Below are 17,263 nucleotides of genomic sequence, written 5' to 3' on the forward strand. Positions count from 1 at the left end.
GAAGATCGGAACCCGGCCACACCGTCACATTCAGTGGTGAACCTGGAGACGGGTGTGCAGTGTCGGGGCGCGTGGCGATCCATGCGGTCCTGCTCCTTAGCCGTCATGACATCAAGTGTTGCCGGGAACCTTGGAGATTCCGTCGAAAAACGATGGAGATTGGGTGGAGGCGGTGTGCATCGTGGCCGGCGGACTCCCCTTCCGCCGGCCACGAGCACGGACCTGCCCGTCAGAAGCGCTGCGAGTACTTCACGTACACGGTGCGGCCGATATCGAAGCCGCCGTAATAGGGGAAGGAGCTGGACGGCTTGGAGAACATGATCGGGCCCTGGTGGTTGAACACGTTGTTCGAACCCAGCGCCACGGTGCCGTCCCACGGCAGCTTGTAGCTGACCTGGATGTCGTGGAAGGCATTGGAGCCGACCTTGCGCAGGGCATCCGGTTCACCGTAGGCGTAGCGGTCGGGCAGGGTGCACGGACGGTTCGGTACGCAGTTTTCAACCATGCCGGAGTAGTAGCGCACGGTGTACTGCGTGCTGAAGTTGCCGAGCTGCCAGTTCACACCCAGGTTCGAGCGCAGGCGGGAAATGCCCGGCTGGCCGATCCGGCCCATCATGATCGTATCGCCGGCCGAGTTCTGGTTCTCCTCGTCGTACTTGGAGACATAGCTGTTCTGCAGGTCGATGGTGAAGCGGCCGAACGAGAACTCGGGCAGGCGGTAGCGGATACCCAGGTCCCAGCCTTCGGTTTCCATCGAGCCCAGATTGGCCAGACCGTAGAACATGCTGGTGATGTGGCCATCGCCAGCGCGCTTGACGCTGCCACAACGCGAAGCGTTGCCGAGCACGTAGCAGTCACGCAGGATGCGGTCGACGCTGTCCTGGATGATCATGTTGGTGATCTTGTAGCTGTACCAGTCGAGGTTGATGTCCAGCCCGTCCACCCAGCGCGGGCTCCAGACCACGCCCACGGTCTTGCTCTTGGACTCTTCCGGGCGCAGCTTCGGATCGGAGCCGGTGGTGAACTCGTCAGGCGTGGCGCACGGATAGCTGGCGCAGGGCTTCAGGCTCTGGTTCAGCTGCTGGTAGCCCAGCGGGACGCCGGCGGCGTTGCAGGCGGCATTGCCGTTGACGCTGTTGGTGGCGCCGATGCCGCACGGGTCGACATAGGTTTCGAAGCTGGTGCCCAGGCCGCCATACAGATCGGAGATGCTCGGTGCGCGGAAGCCTTCGGCGAAGGTGCCACGGATCATGAGCTCTTCGATCGGACGCCAGGCGAAGCTCGCCTTGGAGTTGGTGGTGCTGCCGAAGTTGCTGTAGTCGGAGTAGCGCGTAGCCAGGTTCACGGTCAGTTCCTTGGCGAACGGCAGGTCGCGCAGGATCGGCACGTTCACTTCGGCGAAGAACTCGTTGAGGCTGTAGTCGCCGGCGGTGGTGGATGCGCCCAGTGCAGTGCTCTGGCGCGACTGGGCGAAGGCATCGGGCACGAAGCGGCCTTCTTCCTTGCGGTACTGATACCCCAGGGCGACGGACAGGTCACCGGCAGGCAGTTCGATCACCGGGCCGGAGATGTTGGCGAAGTAGCTGCGGGTCTTGGTGATGCCGGTATCGTTGAACGTCGGGAACAAGAAGCGCTGCAGTTCGGGATCGGAGAGAGAGCCAGCCCCCGCGACCCCGAACGGCAGCAAAGGATTCCAGGCCAGGCAACCCGAGACCGGCGATGCCGCCGTGCCACACCGGGCCACACCGTTGGCATCGAGGTAGGAGGGCCCCAATGCCTGCCGGGAAGCGATCAGGCTCATGTCGCCACGGCCTGTTTTTGTAACTTCATTGCGGTTGAACAACGCGCCGACTTCCCAGTCGTACGTCTTGGTCCCCAGCTCGAAGTAGCCGGACAGACTGGGTGCAACCCGCAGCGACTTCAGCTTGCTTTCGGTCGTGCGCGGCACTTCCCACAGGCGGCGATTGAACGCGATGCCGTGGTCGAGCGGGTTGAATACGCTGGCCGCGTCCAGGGGCGTGCCGAACTTGGTCGACTGGTACGGGTAGCCCGCGATCTGCTGGTCGGTGGTGCGCTCGTTGTAGCCGATGTCGGCAGTGAACTTGATCTGGTCGGTCAGGGCGTAGTCCGTGCTCAGGAACAGCGAGCGGCGCTCGATGCCGGTCTGCAGGTGCATCTGGTCGTTGCCGTTGGCGAACTCGGCCGGCGTGATCGGGTGGTAGTCGTTCGGGTTCTTCGGATCGCCGCCACGATTGAGGGTCTTGAATACGGCATCACCGGTATTGCACTTGTAGAGCGCCGGGTCGCACCAGGAACCGTTCTGGCTGATGTTGCTCCAGTCCGCGCCCGGGTAGTTGGGGCCGGCGCCACCGTACCGGGAGAACTCGCGGTCGCGGGCAAACACCGGGTCTGACTTCTGGTATTCCAGTGCGAGCGTGTACCCGCCACGCTCCCCACGGGCGCCGGTGACCAGCGAGAACGTGCTGTCCTTGCCATCGCCCTGGCTGAACTGCCCGTGCTGCATGGACACTTCCAGGCCTTCGTAGTTCTTGCGGGTGATGATGTTGACCACGCCAGCGATTGCATCCGAGCCGTACAGCGAGGAGGCGCCGTCCTTCAGCACGTCGATGCGTTCCACCGCGCTCATCGGAATCTGGCTGAGATCCTGCAGGCCGCTGGTGGTGGCGCCGAGCCGCTTGCCGTTGACCAGAACCAGGGTGCGCGTGGCACCCAGATTGCGGATATTGACGTAGTAGCCGCCAACGTTCTCGCCGGACGCCAACGCGCGCGCACGCGAAATGGTCGGCGCGCCGGTGGAGGTCAGGTTCTGCAGCAGGTCGGCGATGGTGGTGAAGCCCTGCTGCTCGATCATCGCGCGGGTGATGGCGATGATCGGCTGCTGCGTTTCGATATCCACGCTGCGGATGGCCGAACCGGTAACCTGGATGCGATCGAGGTTCTTCGGTGTTTTATCGCTGTCATCCTGCGCATGCGCGGCCGGTGACCAGGCAGCGGCCAAGGCCGTGCCCACTGCCAGGGAAAGCAGGGTGTACTTGTAGTGCATTTGGCTCTCTCCAAATCCAGTTGAATGGGTTTCCGCATCGCTGCGTGGAAACCGATCTGAAATCCCGCTGTGCGGAATCGGAAGGAACCTAACACTCCGTTTACAACTCGATTACGTTATGGACGCGTTATCGTCGCGCGCCGGATACAGCGTTCATGCACAGGCCATGCACGAAACCGCGACGCGCACCAAGGGTGCTCTGCTTCAGTCTGGCTGCGGGCTGATGACAGACTCCAGGAGACATCCGATGAATACCCCCGGCAAACCAAGACCCACGTGGAAGCAGTGGCATGTGCTGTTGCTGGTGCTTGCCATCGCACTGTTGGTGACGCTGATCATCGTCATCGCGCCATGGTGAATCGTCGGCGTTCTGCTCAGGTACCGTGAACGCGGAAATGCGACGGGATGAAGGAGTCAGGGCGCGTTGAGGGTGGTGATGCATGCATCAATTCGTACTCACCCAATCGGCACATTCAAACCTCCACAGTGGTCCCGAAGGCAACGCACTCGCGCTGTCATTCTCCATAGACCATCGAGCACACAGGAGCGATTCCATGAGCACCCAGTCCACCATCGAACACCGCCTCAACGACCTGATCGAGATCGCCCGCGACGGAAAGTCGTTCTACGAGGAAGCTGCGACCAAGGTGAAGGATGCCGAACTGTCGGCCCTGTTCACTCGTATTGCCGGCGTCAAGGGCCGCATCGTCGCCGCACTGAGTGGCTCCGTTGCTGCCAGCGGTGGCAAGCCGGCCGAGCACGGCACCGTGGTCGGTTCGATGCAGCAGTTCTATGGCAAGGTCCGCGCTGCATTCGGCGACACCAACTATGGTTACGTGGCCGAGCTGGAAGAGTCCGAAGACCGGCTGCTTGGCGCGTTCAAGGACGTGCTGAAGGACAACGAACTGCCGCCGGCCGTGCGCCAGGAAGTCACCCAGCTTCTGCCTGAAGTGCAGGAGTGCCATAACGTGATGCGTGCTCGCAAGCACGCCATGAAGGCGGCCTGACGATCATCGGCGGCCTTCTCCCCGGGGCCGCCACGGTCGGGGCAGCGTGGCTGCCCCGGCCAACCTGGAGGCGGCGTGCAGGACTCAGCGTGGCGCATCGGGCGCGATGTCCTGCAGGTGCAGAACGCGCCCCATCAGCTCGCTGAAGATGGGAGCTGCGACTGCTCCACCACCGTAGCCTCCGCGGCGTGCATCGGGATCGTCCACTACCACGGCGACCGCATAGCGTGGATGTCGCGCTGGTATGACCCCCGCAAACAGGGACATGTAGTGGCGCGCGTATCCACCGGCAGCCGCCTTGCGCGCGGTTCCGGTCTTTCCGGCGATGGCATAGCCGCTGATGCGGGCCCGCGTCGCGGTGCCGCCGGGCTCGGTGATGGTGGCAATCATGTCCATCACCTGGTCGGCCACGTTTGCAGGCATGGCACGGCTCATCGCTGTTGCGCGACCATGCTCGAAGGTCGGTTGCACGCGCAGGCCATGGTTGGCCAGCGTCGCGTAGGCATTGGCCAGCTGCAGCGTGGTCATCGACAGCCCGTACCCATAAGCCAGGGTCTGCTTGCTGGTGCCGCTCCATGCAGCAGGAGCGGCCAGTACACCGTTGCGCTCGCCGGGAAATCCGCTGCCCGAGACATGCCCTGCGCCCAGTGCGGCAAACATCGCGTGCAGCTGCTCGCGGCTCAGGCGGTGCGAAATCAACGATATGCCCACGTTTGAGCTTTTCTTCAGGACGTCGCTGGTATCCAGTACGCCCAGATCCCGATAGTCACGGGTGGTGAAGCGCCCATTGCGGATCCAGCCTGGGTGGGTGTCGAACGTGCTGGCAGACGTGATCACGCCGGCCTCGAGCGCTGCAGCCACGGTGAAGGGTTTCACCGTGCTGCCGGGCTCGAACACATCGGTCACCGCACGGTTGCGGCGTGCATCGGCGGCGCCGGTACCGGGCGCATTGCTGTTGTAGGTGGGCCAGTTGGCCATCGCCAGGATCTGGCCGGTACCGACTTCCAGCACCACGATGCTGGCGGCAGCCGCGCCGTAGCGCTGTACTGCCGGTCCGAGTCCTGCCTGCAGGGTGTGCTGCATACGGCTGTCCAGCGACAGCACGATGTCCTCGCCGGGACGCGCCGGACAGCCACGGTCGCGCAGTTCGACCGGGCGGCCCTTGCGATCGATGATGACGTCACGGTAGCCGGCCTGTCCGCTCAGGCGCGCGTCGAACAGGCGCTCAAGGCCTTCAAGCCCACGGCCTTCGATATCGGTGACGCCGACGGTCTGCGCGAACAGCTCCGACTGTGGATAGAAGCGTTTGAACTCCTGCTGCAGGTGGACGCCTATGGGGGCCCTGGCCTGCAGTGCTTCAAGGCGGGCTGGATCGCCGCGACGAAAGCCAGGCAGATAGACGAAGCGTCGTTGCCGGTTGCGCGCCAGCAGTCTGGTCAGCACCGTCGCATCGGCATCCAGTACCGAGGCCAGCTGCTCGACTGAACCTGATGCGTCGAAGAAGGCGCGCGGATCGATCCACAGGGATGCTACAGGAGCCGATCCGGCAATGACGATGCCGTGGCGGTCGTACAGCGTTCCGCGATGCGCGCGCAGCGGATGGTGGCGGAGCATCCGTGCTTCGGCCTGGTGCCGGTAGAAGTGGTGATGGATGATCTGGACGTCAGCTGCCCGCGCCAGCAGCAGGCCCGCCAGCACGGCCAGTGCGGCGCAGGTCAGGCGGTAGCGGCGTCGGAAGTCATGGGCACGCGCGCGGCGTCGCGCCATGGTGGGGGTGCGCATGCGATGGGGCATCGAGACAATGGTTACAGCGGTTGCCCGGCGATGTAGGCCAGCAGTGCGGAAGCACGGTCGATGACATTGGCGTGGCTGCGGCCATCGGCAACAGCCATGCAGGCGATCTCCGCATCGCGCAGCGTGGCCAGCCGGTCCTGCAGGACCGGATAGGGTTCGGCCGTGCGATAGGTTGCGGTGTAGCCGGCATCCAGCAGCGGCTGGACCTGCACGGGATGGCTGTCGTGCTGGTTGCGCAGGGTGCGGTCGATCCGTGCGACATCACAGGAGGCGATGGCGTTGAACGCGTACTCCCATGCCACGGCGTTCGCCATGCCCTGGTCGATCTGGCTGAGCAGCGCTGCACGAGGTGGTTCGATGGGAGAACTGGACGATGCCGCCCCTGTGGTGGCTACCGGCATGGCGAACAGGAACAGGATCAGCGGGAGGTTCAGTCGCATGCGCGCGGCTCCGGGCGTTGCAGGAGGGATGGTGCTTCTGCCGCAGACCGGCTACGGCCCAGCAGCAACACCGCAAGGCTGGCCAGCAGCGCGGCGATGGCCGACGTCCACAGTGCACTGGCAAATCCATGGCTGTAGATCGCCTGTGCGAAGGCGGCGGTGCGCGTATCGGCGAAGGTGCCGGTAGCGATCGCATCGGCCATGGGCAGTACGTTGCGCGCGGGAACCGCCGCGGACAGTGCGCTGCGGATGCCCAGGCTCAAGGCACTGGACAGTACGGTGAATCCGAGCAGGATGCCGACAAAGCGCGTGGTCGCGCTGATGCCGGAGGCCATGCCGGCGCGCTCGCGCGGTGCCGCGCCGATGATGGCTTTGGATGTCTCGCCATTGAGGATGCCGCCGCCGGCACCGATCACCACCATTGCGACGAGTGCCAGCCACGGCAGGTGCTGCCACGCGGCCAGTCCGGCCACGGCATTGCCCGCGGCGGTGACCGACAGCCCGATCGCCAGCACCGCCGGACTGGTCAGATGGCGACCGAGCCGCCGGCCCACGCTGGGAAACAGCAGCATCGCCGCAGCGAACGGAAGCATGCCAGCACCGGCAGCCAGTACGCTCAGGCCGATGCCGTTCTGCAGGTACTGCGGCAGCATCGATGCCATCACCTGTGCGCTGACCGAATAGCCGACCATGGCAATGAGTGCGCCGACGAAACGCGGACTGGCCAGCAGCCCGAGATCGACCATGGGATGTGACCGTGCCCGTTCAACGATGACGAAGGCAACAGCCATGATGATGGCCAGGCCCAGCCCAATCAGCGCCGGGGCCGATGTCCATCCTTCTGCCAGTCCTTCCACCAGGAAGAACACGATGCCGAAGATGGCAGCGCTGAACGTGATGATGCCGGGCGGATCGAGCGGGCGGACCACGCTGTCTGACGACTCGGGTATCCAGCGCAGCGTGCCGTAGCCGAGCAGGCCCAGGAACGGCAGGATCGCGACGAACACCGCGCGCCAGCCCCAGAGTGCGGACAGCACGCCGCCGATCAGCGGTGAGAGCACCATCATCACGCCCATGGCTGTGCCCCAGAACGCCCATGCAGTGTCCTTGGCGGCCCCCTCGTGGTACGTGTGGCCGATGATCGACAGCGAGGGTGCCAGCAGAAAGGCTGCACCCATGCCCTGCAGAGCCCGCGCCAGGTAGAGCAGGGCAGCACCGGGCGCCAGTGCGCAGAGCAGAGAGGTGAGGGCGAACAGGCTGATGCCGATCAGCAGCACCCGGCGGCGGCCGTAGCGGTCGGCGACCGCACCGGCGGGCAGCAGAAGTGAGGTGAAGGACAGGATGTAGGCACTGATCACCCACTCGATATCCGCGAATCCGGCGTGCAGGTCACGTGCGATGCTGGGCAATGCGACCGCGACGGCATTGGTCTCCAGCACGGTCATCGTGCAGCCCAGCGAGGCCACCAGCAGGACCGCGTCAGGCAGCGTGTGCCGTGCAGGCGAAGGGGGAGGAGAGGGCGGCACCGGTCACTCGCAGGAAGGGGAGGACGGCCATTCCATCAATGATCGGTGTTTGTTTCATTCTCGGTGTTTTCTGGTTACGTTAGCTTGAACCTAACGAAATGCCGCCCATGGAACGCCGTCACCTGGAGTACTTCGTCACCCTGGCCGAGGAGCTGCACTTCGGTCGTGCGGCCCTGCGCCTGGGAATTGCCACTCCCACGCTGAGCGTGCAGATCCAGGACATCGAGCGTCGGCTCGGCACGCGCCTGTTCGACCGCGGCCGGCGCGAGGTGCTGCTGACCTCGGCAGGCGAGGTGTTCCTCGCGGAAGCCCGCGATGTGCTGCGCCGGTTCGAACAGGCCGAAACCCTGGGCCGGCGCGCCGGGCGAGGTGAGATCGGCAAGATCGAGATCGGCTACGTCGGCTCGGCGCTGTATGCCGGAGCATTGCAGGATCAGCTCAGCCGGTTTCGCAGCCGCTACCCGGGCGTGGAACTGCAGGTGAGCGAATGGCCGATGGGCGAGCTCCCGCAGCTGCTGCAGGAAGGACGGGTGGATGTGGTGTTCTGCCGGCCTCCGATGGATGTGCCCGACAGTTTCGGCGAACACACCCTGGTCGAAGACCAGTTCTGCGTGGCCCTGCCGGAAACCCATCCGCTGGTGCAGGCCCGGTCGCCGGTGCAGCCGGCGTCATTGGCCCGGGAGGGTTTCGTCATGCCGGAGCAGCCGGTGGGCGCAATGGAAGTCGGGCGCCGCGGCGGGTTCATTCCACGTATCCGTTCCCAGCCCGGGCATCTGGCGGCGGTGTTGGCCGAGGTGTCGGTCGGCGTTGGTTCGGTGGCGATCGTGCCATCGGTACTGCAACGCACGCTGGTGCTGCCCGGAATGATCTATCTGCCACTGGCGGGCCCCACCATCGTCTCGACCATCGCTGTGCAGTACCGGCGGGCAGAGACTTCGCCCGTGGTGCGACGGCTGATCGAGCAGGTGAAGGAGACACCGTGCAGGCGCATCGACATGTTGCCCCTGACCTGAGCGCCGCGCGGCAGGTGGACGATTGCTACACTGGTGCCACCTGCATTCGCATTCGATGGACACCATGAACAACGGGAACGGTCCGCAGACAGTTCGCTGAGCCGCAACAACGATGCAGACGTTGTTGCGGTGATCATCCCTGCGATGCACGCGAATTGGATGGATCACCGCCGGATTCACTCTGGGCGGAGACTCCCCATGTTCAATCGACAGGCCCCGCGTTGGGCCCATACCCTGCCATCGGCCATTGCGCTGATGGCTCCGTTCGACCTCCTGGCCTCGCTGGCCATGGATATCTATCTTCCCGTGGTACCGGTGATGCCGCAGGCATTGCAGACATCACCGACGCTGGTGCAGCTCACCTTGAGCATCTACCTGCTGGTACTTGGCCTCGGCCAGTTGCTGTTCGGCCCGTTGTCCGACCGCATCGGGCGGCGGCCGGTCCTGTTGCTGGGGGCGTTGCTGTTCGCGCTTTCGTCGTTCGCGCTCGCCATGTCCAGCAGCGGCGCAGCATTCCTGGCCTGGCGAGCCGTGCAGGCGGTGGGAGCGTCGGCGGCACTGGTGGCGACCTTTGCCACGGTGCGTGATGTGTATGCTGATACAGCCGAAGGCGCGTCGCTGTACGGGCTGTTTGCCTCGATGCTGGCCTTCGTGCCGGCGCTGGGACCGATCCTCGGCGCCCTGCTGGCAGGCGCCTTCGGCTGGCGCGCGATCTTCGTTCTGCTCGGCGTACTGGGCATGATCGCCGGCATGCGCGCGGTACGGCATTGGCAGGAAACCCGCCCGCAGTGCCGGGACGCGTCGCGACCCGCGCTACGACGCATCCTTGGCAGCGGCGCGTTCTGGGTCTACACGCTGGGCTTCAGTGCGGGCATGGGCACGTTCTTCGTGTTCTTCTCGGTCGCGCCCCGGCTGCTGGTCGGGCGCATGCAGTACTCGCCGCTGTCGTTCAGCCTGGCCTTCGCCACGGTGGCGCTGGTGATGATCGTCACGGCGCGGATGGCGAACGTGTGCATTGCCCGCTGGAACGTGCGCGGTACCTTCCTGCGTGGTCTGTGGGTGATGGTGGCCGGAGTACTGCTGATGGCGTTGGCCGCAGCGTGGCCTCCCTCGTTCGTCGGAGTGGTGCTGCCCATGTGGGGCATCGCGGTGGGGCTGGTGATGGTGGTTTCGGTGGCTGCAAGCGGTGCGCTGCGTGATTTCGCCGATGCGTCAGGTACGGCGGTGGCCCTGTACTACGCCGTGCAGAGCCTGATCGTGGCAGGCATCGGCACGCTGGTTACCCTCGTGCTGCCCGGCGATACCGTGTGGCCGCTGGTGGCCTATGGGTTGCTGTTGCCACTTGCCAGCCTGGCAGGTGCCGCCGCGCTGCGGCATCGCGCATAACGCTGGGTGGCGGGCAAAAAAGGGGGCGGCCGCAAGGCCGCCCCAACCCGTCAAGAGAGCACGTGTTTAGAAGCGCACAGACCAGCGTGCGGTGGCGCCATGGTCGCGGCTTTCACTGCCGAACTGGCCGCTGTAGCCCAGCTCCAGCTGCTGCCGCGGGGTCAGCCACGCCGCCAGGCCCAGCTCGGCCACGACGGCGTTGTCGGCAATCGGTGCGCCCTCGACTGCAAAGGTGGTGCTGCTGTTGGCGAAGGCCAGGTTGGCCACCTGGCTGCGGTCACCGAAGGCGCGGCGATAGCCCACGCCACCGCGCAGGTGCAGCCAGCTGTCCTGCTGGAACGAGGCCTTCAGGCCCTTGTCGAAGCGCAGGCCAGCGGTGGCGATGGTGGTGCCGGTGTCGTCCACCTTGCCGTGCAGTGCGGCCGCGCCGCCACGCTCGTTGACCTGCTTCAGGTCCACTTCCACGCGGGCGACCTGCAGGTACGGCTCCAGCCCACCTTCCGCATTGCCGAAGCGGTAGCCCGCTTCGATGAAGGCCTGGCGCGTACGTGCGTTGTAGCGCGCGCTGAGGCTGTCGCTGAAGCCGGCGAAGGCAACATCACGCGTGCTCTTCACTTCGTTGCGGCTCCATGCCACGCCACCACGCAGGCCGAAGCCGCCCCAGGTGTGGCTGGCATAGGCGCCGAAGTGCGTGTTGTCGATCTTCGACTTGGCACGACGCTCCTGCTGCTTCACGTCGGTGCGGCCTGTACCGGCCAGCACGCCGATCTGCCAGCCACCGAACTCGCGGTCCATGCCGACCAGCAGGCCGTTGCTGTTGGCGTCGGTGCGCGCGGTGTTGCTGTTGCCATCCAGCTTGCTGTTGCCGCCCAGTGCCTGCACCCAGGCGCCGGTGGCATCACCCGCATCGGCACCGGGTGCGGTGACACCGGCACGACGTGACAGTGCGGCATCGCGCACATAGCGGCTGCCCTCGACCAGGGCCAGCGCCGTGGCCGGATGCAGCTCGCCGCTGAGGCCATCGAGCACGCCACCCACCTGTTGCGGGAACAGTTGGGTCAGCGGCTTGGGCAGGCCCTGGTTGATCGCCAGTCCATCGGCCACCGCCGCGGCCGCACGCTGGTTCGGCGTGGTGGCGGCGCTGGCGAGCGAGGCACCCCGGGTCACGTCGATGCGGGTGCCATTGGCGCCGTAGGCCAGGCTGAACTGCAGGAACGGCGAGAACGCGCTGAAGTCGGTTTTCGCGAACTGGCCGCTGACACCGCCGTCGGCGCGGATGAAATTGAACTGCTCGCCGAGGTAGTAGGTACCCGGCTCCGGCAGTGCGACCAGGGTGCCGCCGAGAGTGGCGGTGCCGGTTACGTGCAACTGGTCACTGCGGCCGCCCGGGGCAAGTTCGGCGGCATAGACGCCGGTTGCGCCCTGCACGTAGTTGCCGTTGATGGTCAGCGTGCCGATCGAATTGCCGGGCGCGATGATGCCGTCCACACGGGTGTTGCCCAGCGTGCCGATGCCCTTCAGCAGGCCGTTGGCACCGACCGTGGTGGTGCCGCCGGTCTGCGTGCCGTTGAAGGACACCACGCCACCGTTGACCGTCAGGTTGCTGTCCTTCAGCAGGCCGCTGCTGCTGACCGTGCTCACGCCTCCGGTGGTGTTCAGGGCGGTGGAGACCAGCGAGCCGTTGAGCAGGAACTGGCCACCCTGGACCTCGACCGCTGACGTGAGTGTGTTGGTGCCGTTCAATTCCAGCGTGCCGTCCTGCAGCACTGCGCCGTTGAAGGTGTTGCCACCACTCAGGCGCAGCCAGCCGATGCCGGACTTGGTCAGCTTGCCGGGGCCGCCGATGTCGTTGGTCCAGTCATCCCAGGCATCGCCTTCCCACACCTTCAGGCCACCGGCCTTCTGGTTCATTACCACGTTGGTGTCCACGCGCAGCGAGCCGTAGCCTTCGATGGCCTTGCGCAGGTCGACCATGCCCCAGCCGTAGATCTCATCGACGCCCGGATCGCCCAGATCGCGGGCGGTGGTCAGCAGCACGTCGCGGACCTGTGCGCTATCGAGATAGGGGAAGCGCTCAAAAAGCAGCCCGAGAGCACCGGTAATGTGCGGGGCCGCCATGGACGTTCCGCTCTTCTCTCCATAGCCGTGCGTCGGCACGCGCTGAGTTACGTCAAGCGAGATGTTGCCATTCGCATCGGTGCGAATATCTGCCGTTGGCGGGGCAGAGGGGTCGTAGGTAGTTGAGTTGATGTCTGTCCCAGGCGCCGCAATGCACCAGTTGGCGCTCAGGCCACATTTGTTTGATCGATTGCTCAGCGTCAAGTCCTCCTGGACGTTGACCACGCTGAGCCAGTACCGCTCGATGTCGGGAAGGGCTCGCGGCAAGGTTGCATATATGCCGGCAATCGGACTTTCCTCAGGCGTGGGAATTTCCACATCAGTGTTGCCGGCTGCCCAGACCTGAATCATGCCCCTGGCGCGTGCGCCGTCCGCGAAGATGGAGAGTCTCTCAAGCCATTCGGGATCGCTGTATCGGCTATCAAATTCAGCTGCTGACTTGGGCTCTTCAGCCAATCCCCAGCTGTGATTGATCGCACGCACGCCCTGGGTATTCATCTGATCGTATAGATCGACAAGCGCCGAATTCTCTGGCCCTGTGGACTTAACCCGCGTATCAAGACCGAGTCCTTTGAGATAGATCTCGGTGACGCTGTTAAAGAACAATCTGGCGACGGTCAGATCTGCACCGAATCCCACGCCATGCATGCCTGCGCCATCCCGATTGGCAGCGATGGTGCCACCCACATGGGTGCCATGATCCTCATAGGATGCGTTTCGCAGGAGCTCGCTAATCTGCGGGTCGCGCAGAATCAGATCGGCAATGAACTTGGGCATCTTGGGATCAAGCGTATACCGCTGAACCTGCACCTCATCGCCAGCACTGGAGAAGCATGCATCCGGACCCGTCAATGCAGTCCTGTTCGTACACCGGCTGCCATCGCTCAACAGATCAGCAATAGTGATGCTGCGATGATTCTTGCCGGCGAATTCCGGGTGATCCAAGCCGGTGCCGCTGTCGAACACCCCCAGCCGGACGCCAGTGGCGGTCAGCCCCCGCGCGTACGCAAATTGGGCATTCATTGCACCCAGACCCCAGTCGGCATTGAATTCGTCCGTGCGCCAGCTGGCCGGGTCACCCGGCTTACCGAGAATCGAAGTGGTGCTGGCTGCTGCTGCGGCTGCTGCAACCGGCAACTGAAGGGGCGTGGAAGAGGGCGCCGACGTGGCAGGTTGCGCCCAGGCCGCCTGCAATTGTCGCTGTTGCTGCCAGGTGTCGAGTGATTCGCTGGCGATGGCGGGCGTAGCAGCCAGCAGCAGGGAACTGGCTACAGCCAGTGCGAGGCGGCTATGCATCGGAGAACGGGAGTGGGACGAACGGCCGTGCAGCGGGTGATTCATCGGACAACTTCCTTGGATGACGGACTACAAAACCGTTAACGCCAAGGCACGGCGATACCCCCCAGCTATGTGGCAGGAATTTTATGAACACGTTAATTGGGCGTGACGCTGGCGTTCACTCCATCTCCCGGAGGCCTCGCTACCGTGGCCCGGCCTGGGCTCACCAGGCTTATCAAGGAGTGATGTCGATGCGTACTTTCAGGAAAATGATCGCGGGTGCGGTGTTCGCCTTGGCCTGCAGCGGTTCGGTTGCTGTGGCTGGGCCGATTCCGCCATGCGATCTTCCCTGTTGGAAGGCTTACCAGGCGTGTCTGTCCGGTGGCGTTGATGCGATGGAATGCCAGTACGAATACGATCGTTGCATCATGGATCGCTGCGGCGCTGTGTAAGCAGTGGCAATGCAGGATTGATGACGAGCCCCGTCCCTGACGGGGCTCTTCTGTTTCAGCGCCGCCCGCTTGCAGGCCATGCACGCAGCGGCGAGGATGGGGAATCGCATCGGAGCCGCCGCACATGGCCGTCACCGGCACCGCAGTGCCGGACCTGTCGATCGAAGTGGACAATCTGCAACAGGTACTGGAGCGCATGCGCGCGGCCGGCATCCCGCTGGAATATGGCCCGGCCGATGAGCCCTGGGGCGTGCGCCGCTTCTTCGTCCGTGACCCGTTCGGGCGGTTGTTGAACATCCTCGCCCACACCTGAGCGGCAGAACGTCCGTCAGCGCCGTTTGGTACTGGTCGGTGGCACGCCGACCATGCGCAGGCAATCATCCACCACGGCGGCGATGAAGGCATCGGCATTCTGTGCGGGTGTGGCGATCAGGTCGTCGGTGGCGCCGTGCACGCCGGCATAGATCAACGAGGCGGTGACTTTGGGCGCTGGAAGCTGCCACAGAGCTGCGGCATTGCCTGCTTCGAGGATGCCCAGCAGTTGCTGCTGGATCGCATTGCGTTCGGCGTTGCCACGCTGGTGGTGATGATGGTTGGCGTACACCACGTCGTGCAGTGCATGGGTGCGCACATAAAGTTCGATGTTGGCGCGGATCCAGGCGCGCAGGCGCGCTACGCCATCGCTGGCCGGGTAATGCTGCACGGCGCGGTCGACGTCTTCCATGAAACGCCGGGTATAGCGCTGCGCCAGCGCCTGCAGAATCTCGGTGCGCGAGGCGAAATAGGTATAGAAGGTGCCCTTGGCAACGTCGGCTGCGGCGACGATGTCGCTGATGGTGGTGGCATCCACTCCCTTTGACAGGAACAGCGCCTGCGCGGCGTCCATCAGTTCTTCCTGGCGGGTTTCCGCAGGTTTGGTGCGTGGCCTGGCGACAGCTGGGGTCTGCATGTGGGAGGGATCCGGGTGCGACGGGAGCCATTCTAGCTGGCCTGTGGCACCGACTGACCGTCAGTCATTGACCGACGGTCAGTCAGTGGCTAGGATGCGCACACATCCTTCCCCCGGGAACCGTACATGCGACGTTTCCAGCGGCCGGCCCTGTTGCTGGCGGCCTATCTCGGCACATTCCTCGCCTCGCTGGACATCAGCATCGTCAACGTCGCCCTGCCGACCCTGCAGCAGGCGTTGAATACCGACATGGCCGGCCTGCAGTGGGTGATCAATGCGTATGCAATCGCGCTGTCGGCGTTGATGCTGTCGGCGGGGCCGCGTGGGGACCGTTACGGTCATCGGCGGATGTGGCTGCTCAGCGTCGCCACCTTCACGCTGGGGTCGCTGCTGTGCGCCTGTGCCGGCAATCTTGCGACCCTGGTAGCCGGGCGTGCAGTGCAGGGCATCGCGGGCGCTTTGTTGATTCCCGCCGCAATGCCGATCCTCAGCCACGCGTTTCCCGACGCGCGCCAACGTGCACGTGCGATCGGTGGCTGGTCGGCGTTCAGTGCGCTGGCCCTGGTGCTTGGCCCGCTGCTGGGAGGCGTGCTGGTACAGCGCGTCGGATGGCCCAGCATCTTCCTGATCAACCTGCCGTTGGGCCTGCTAGCACTGGCGCTGGGCGCCTGGGGAATTCCGGAGCGGCGGCATCCGCAGCACGCTGCGCTGGACCCTGCCGGGCAGCTGCTCAGCGTCGTCGCGCTGGGTGCGCTGAGCTATGGCCTGATCGCGATCGGCGCGCATGGCCTGCTGGCCCCGGTGACGCTGCTGGCGCTGGGCGTGGCAGCTGCCGGGTTGATCCTGTTCGGCATCGTCGAACGCCGGGTGGCACGCCCATTGCTGCCGCTGGACCTGTTTGCCGACCGCCGCTTCGGCATGTTCAACCTGGCCTCGTTCGTGCTGGGCTTCACTGCCTATGCCAGCCTGTTCTTCCTGTCGCTGTTCTTCCAGCAGGCACAGGGGCACAACGCTGCGCTGGCAGGCTCCCAGTTGGCCCCGCAGTTCCTGTTGATGGGTGCCGTCTCGCTGTTGTTCGGGCGTCTGGTCGCCCACCTCGGGCTGCACGCCGCGCTGGTGCTGGGCTATGCCCTGGCCGGGGCGGCGCTGTGCGCGATGGCCACGTTCGAACCGGCTACTTCGCACGCCTATTCCAGTGCTGTGCTGGTGCTGCTTGGCATTGGAATGGGGCTGGCAGTGCCGGCGACCGGCATGGCGGTCATGGCCAGCGCGCCGGTCGAGCGCGCGGGTATTGCCTCAGCCACGATGAACGCGTTACGTCAGGCAGGCATGAGCCTGGGCATCGCGCTGCTGGGCAGCCTGATGGGCCAGCGCGCCGTGCAGCAGTTCGCCGCGTCCGCGCAGGCGGCCGGGCAGCGGGAGCTGGCGGCACAGGCGCGCGAACTGATCCTGCAACCAGGCTCGATGCACGCCACGCCGCAGATGCTGACGTGGTATCGCAGTGCGATGGCCAGTGGTTTCGGATGGGCGATGGCTGTGGCCGGTGCGCTGGCCCTGCTTGCGGCGCTCGGGCTGTATCGGCAGCGCGCACCGGCCTGACGCGCTGCATTCAGCCCTGCTGGCGTTGCGGACCCGCTGCCGTGCGTTCGATCTCCTGAGGCTGTTGTTGCTGCTGGCGCGCATTGGCGTGGCGAGCGTGTCCACCTTCACGACCGATCTCGGCCATGTGCTGGCGGTTGCGGCTGATCGCCTCGCCGCCCTTGCGGCCTGCGACACGTGCCTCGGCCGGACTGAATTCATGCGCGTTGCCGGAGGCATGTGCGGCGCGCCCGCCCTTGGCCGCGATCGCGCGCTGCTTTTCCTGGTCCATTGATGCGAAACCCCGGTTGGAGCTGCGCGGGTTCTGCTCAGTCATGTGAAATCTCCTGCGGTATGGGCGTCGCCTTCGTAGACGACGGCATCCATGCTTGGCCATCGCACGCTAAGTCCAGGTCGCCATCTTCGCCCCGGTTTTCACGCGCCCTGCGCACGGGGCTGATCAGGCAGCCATTCAGGCGGGCGCTGCCTTCGCTGCGGCGATCTCGCTCAACTGCGGCAGCAGGGCCGCAGGAAGACAGTGAGGATGGAGTGTTGCGTAGAAGCACACGTGCATCCACCGGTGATCATGATGGGGCCACCGTTGCTGTTGATAGGATGCGCAACAACGCCACTCGCCTGGCCACGACAGGGACGTAGA

At 65.0% G+C, this 17,263-nt stretch carries 12 protein-coding genes and 1 pseudogene; 6 read left to right on the plus strand and 7 right to left on the minus strand.

Annotated features, from left to right (window positions below; all coding sequences use genetic code 11):
• Positions 1–229 precede the first annotated feature (229 nt).
• Positions 230–3,064 carry a TonB-dependent receptor gene (locus V3B64_RS05515; protein WP_032128574.1) on the minus strand — a complete coding sequence of 945 codons (2,835 nt, stop codon included), beginning with the start codon at positions 3,062–3,064 and terminating at the stop codon, positions 230–232.
• Between the two features lie 554 nt (positions 3,065–3,618).
• Between V3B64_RS05515 and V3B64_RS05520 the strand changes: the two genes are divergently transcribed.
• Entirely contained in the window at positions 3,619–4,071 is a 453-nt protein-coding gene (locus V3B64_RS05520) for a PA2169 family four-helix-bundle protein (protein WP_005419568.1), read from the plus strand.
• Positions 4,072–4,155: 84 nt separating this feature from the next.
• On the opposite strand, the gene V3B64_RS05525 is transcribed toward V3B64_RS05520, so the two are convergent.
• The 3 genes from V3B64_RS05525 to V3B64_RS05535 are packed head-to-tail and all read right to left on the minus strand — an operon-like array spanning position 4,156 to position 7,831.
• Positions 4,156–5,853 carry a penicillin-binding protein 2 gene (locus tag V3B64_RS05525; protein ID WP_329913781.1) on the minus strand — a complete coding sequence of 566 codons (1,698 nt, stop codon included), beginning with the start codon at positions 5,851–5,853 and terminating at the stop codon, positions 4,156–4,158.
• Between the two features lie 23 nt (positions 5,854–5,876).
• Positions 5,877–6,305 (minus strand): hypothetical protein, encoded by a 429-nt coding sequence (locus V3B64_RS05530; protein ID WP_285302872.1) that lies wholly within the window; start codon positions 6,303–6,305, stop codon positions 5,877–5,879.
• Positions 6,296–7,831 carry an MFS transporter gene (locus tag V3B64_RS05535; RefSeq protein WP_329913783.1) on the minus strand — a complete coding sequence of 512 codons (1,536 nt, stop codon included), beginning with the start codon at positions 7,829–7,831 and terminating at the stop codon, positions 6,296–6,298. The genes V3B64_RS05530 and V3B64_RS05535 overlap by 10 nt, the downstream gene beginning before the upstream one ends.
• 107 nt (positions 7,832–7,938) lie before the next feature.
• Here V3B64_RS05535 and V3B64_RS05540 point away from each other — a divergent pair, with 107 nt between their 5' ends.
• Together V3B64_RS05540 and cml are read left to right on the plus strand one after the other, a co-directional pair.
• A complete protein-coding gene (locus tag V3B64_RS05540) occupies positions 7,939–8,844 on the plus strand; it encodes a LysR substrate-binding domain-containing protein (protein ID WP_329913784.1) in 906 nt (301 codons plus the stop codon).
• A gap of 198 nt (positions 8,845–9,042) precedes the next feature.
• Positions 9,043–10,230, plus strand: coding sequence for a CmlA/FloR family chloramphenicol efflux MFS transporter (gene cml, locus V3B64_RS05545; protein WP_121504320.1), 1,188 nt, complete (start codon positions 9,043–9,045; stop codon positions 10,228–10,230).
• A 66-nt stretch (positions 10,231–10,296) separates the two neighbouring features.
• Here the strand turns inward: cml and V3B64_RS05550 are convergent, their stop codons facing one another.
• Complete coding sequence (locus V3B64_RS05550) at positions 10,297–13,689, minus strand: autotransporter domain-containing protein (protein WP_329913786.1); 3,393 nt, start codon at positions 13,687–13,689, stop codon at positions 10,297–10,299.
• Between the two features lie 188 nt (positions 13,690–13,877).
• On the opposite strand from V3B64_RS05550, the gene V3B64_RS05555 reads away from it, so the two are divergent.
• Together V3B64_RS05555 and V3B64_RS05560 are read left to right on the plus strand one after the other, a co-directional pair.
• On the plus strand, positions 13,878–14,078 hold the full coding sequence (locus V3B64_RS05555; protein ID WP_080291777.1) for a hypothetical protein: 201 nt from the start codon (positions 13,878–13,880) through the stop codon (positions 14,076–14,078).
• Between the two features lie 133 nt (positions 14,079–14,211).
• A pseudogene (locus tag V3B64_RS05560) lies at positions 14,212–14,391 on the plus strand (VOC family protein); the annotation flags it as partial.
• 15 nt (positions 14,392–14,406) lie between these two features.
• On the opposite strand, the gene V3B64_RS05565 reads toward V3B64_RS05560, so the two are convergent.
• The gene (locus V3B64_RS05565; RefSeq protein ID WP_329913787.1) at positions 14,407–15,027 is read right to left on the minus strand and encodes a TetR/AcrR family transcriptional regulator; all 621 of its coding nucleotides are present in this window, start codon (positions 15,025–15,027) and stop codon (positions 14,407–14,409) included.
• A gap of 126 nt (positions 15,028–15,153) precedes the next feature.
• Between V3B64_RS05565 and V3B64_RS05570 the strand changes: the two genes are divergently transcribed.
• Positions 15,154–16,626 (plus strand): MFS transporter, encoded by a 1,473-nt coding sequence (locus V3B64_RS05570; protein ID WP_329913788.1) that lies wholly within the window; start codon positions 15,154–15,156, stop codon positions 16,624–16,626.
• 10 nt (positions 16,627–16,636) lie between these two features.
• Here V3B64_RS05570 and V3B64_RS05575 read toward each other — a convergent pair whose 3' ends face one another.
• Positions 16,637–16,942: a KGG domain-containing protein gene (locus tag V3B64_RS05575; protein WP_032128582.1), complete on the minus strand. Its 306-nt coding sequence runs from the start codon at positions 16,940–16,942 to the stop codon at positions 16,637–16,639.
• Positions 16,943–17,263 lie beyond the last annotated feature (321 nt).

It is taken from the genome of Stenotrophomonas sp. SMYL86 (assembly GCF_036320025.1).
Lineage (GTDB): Bacteria > Pseudomonadota > Gammaproteobacteria > Xanthomonadales > Xanthomonadaceae > Stenotrophomonas > Stenotrophomonas maltophilia_A.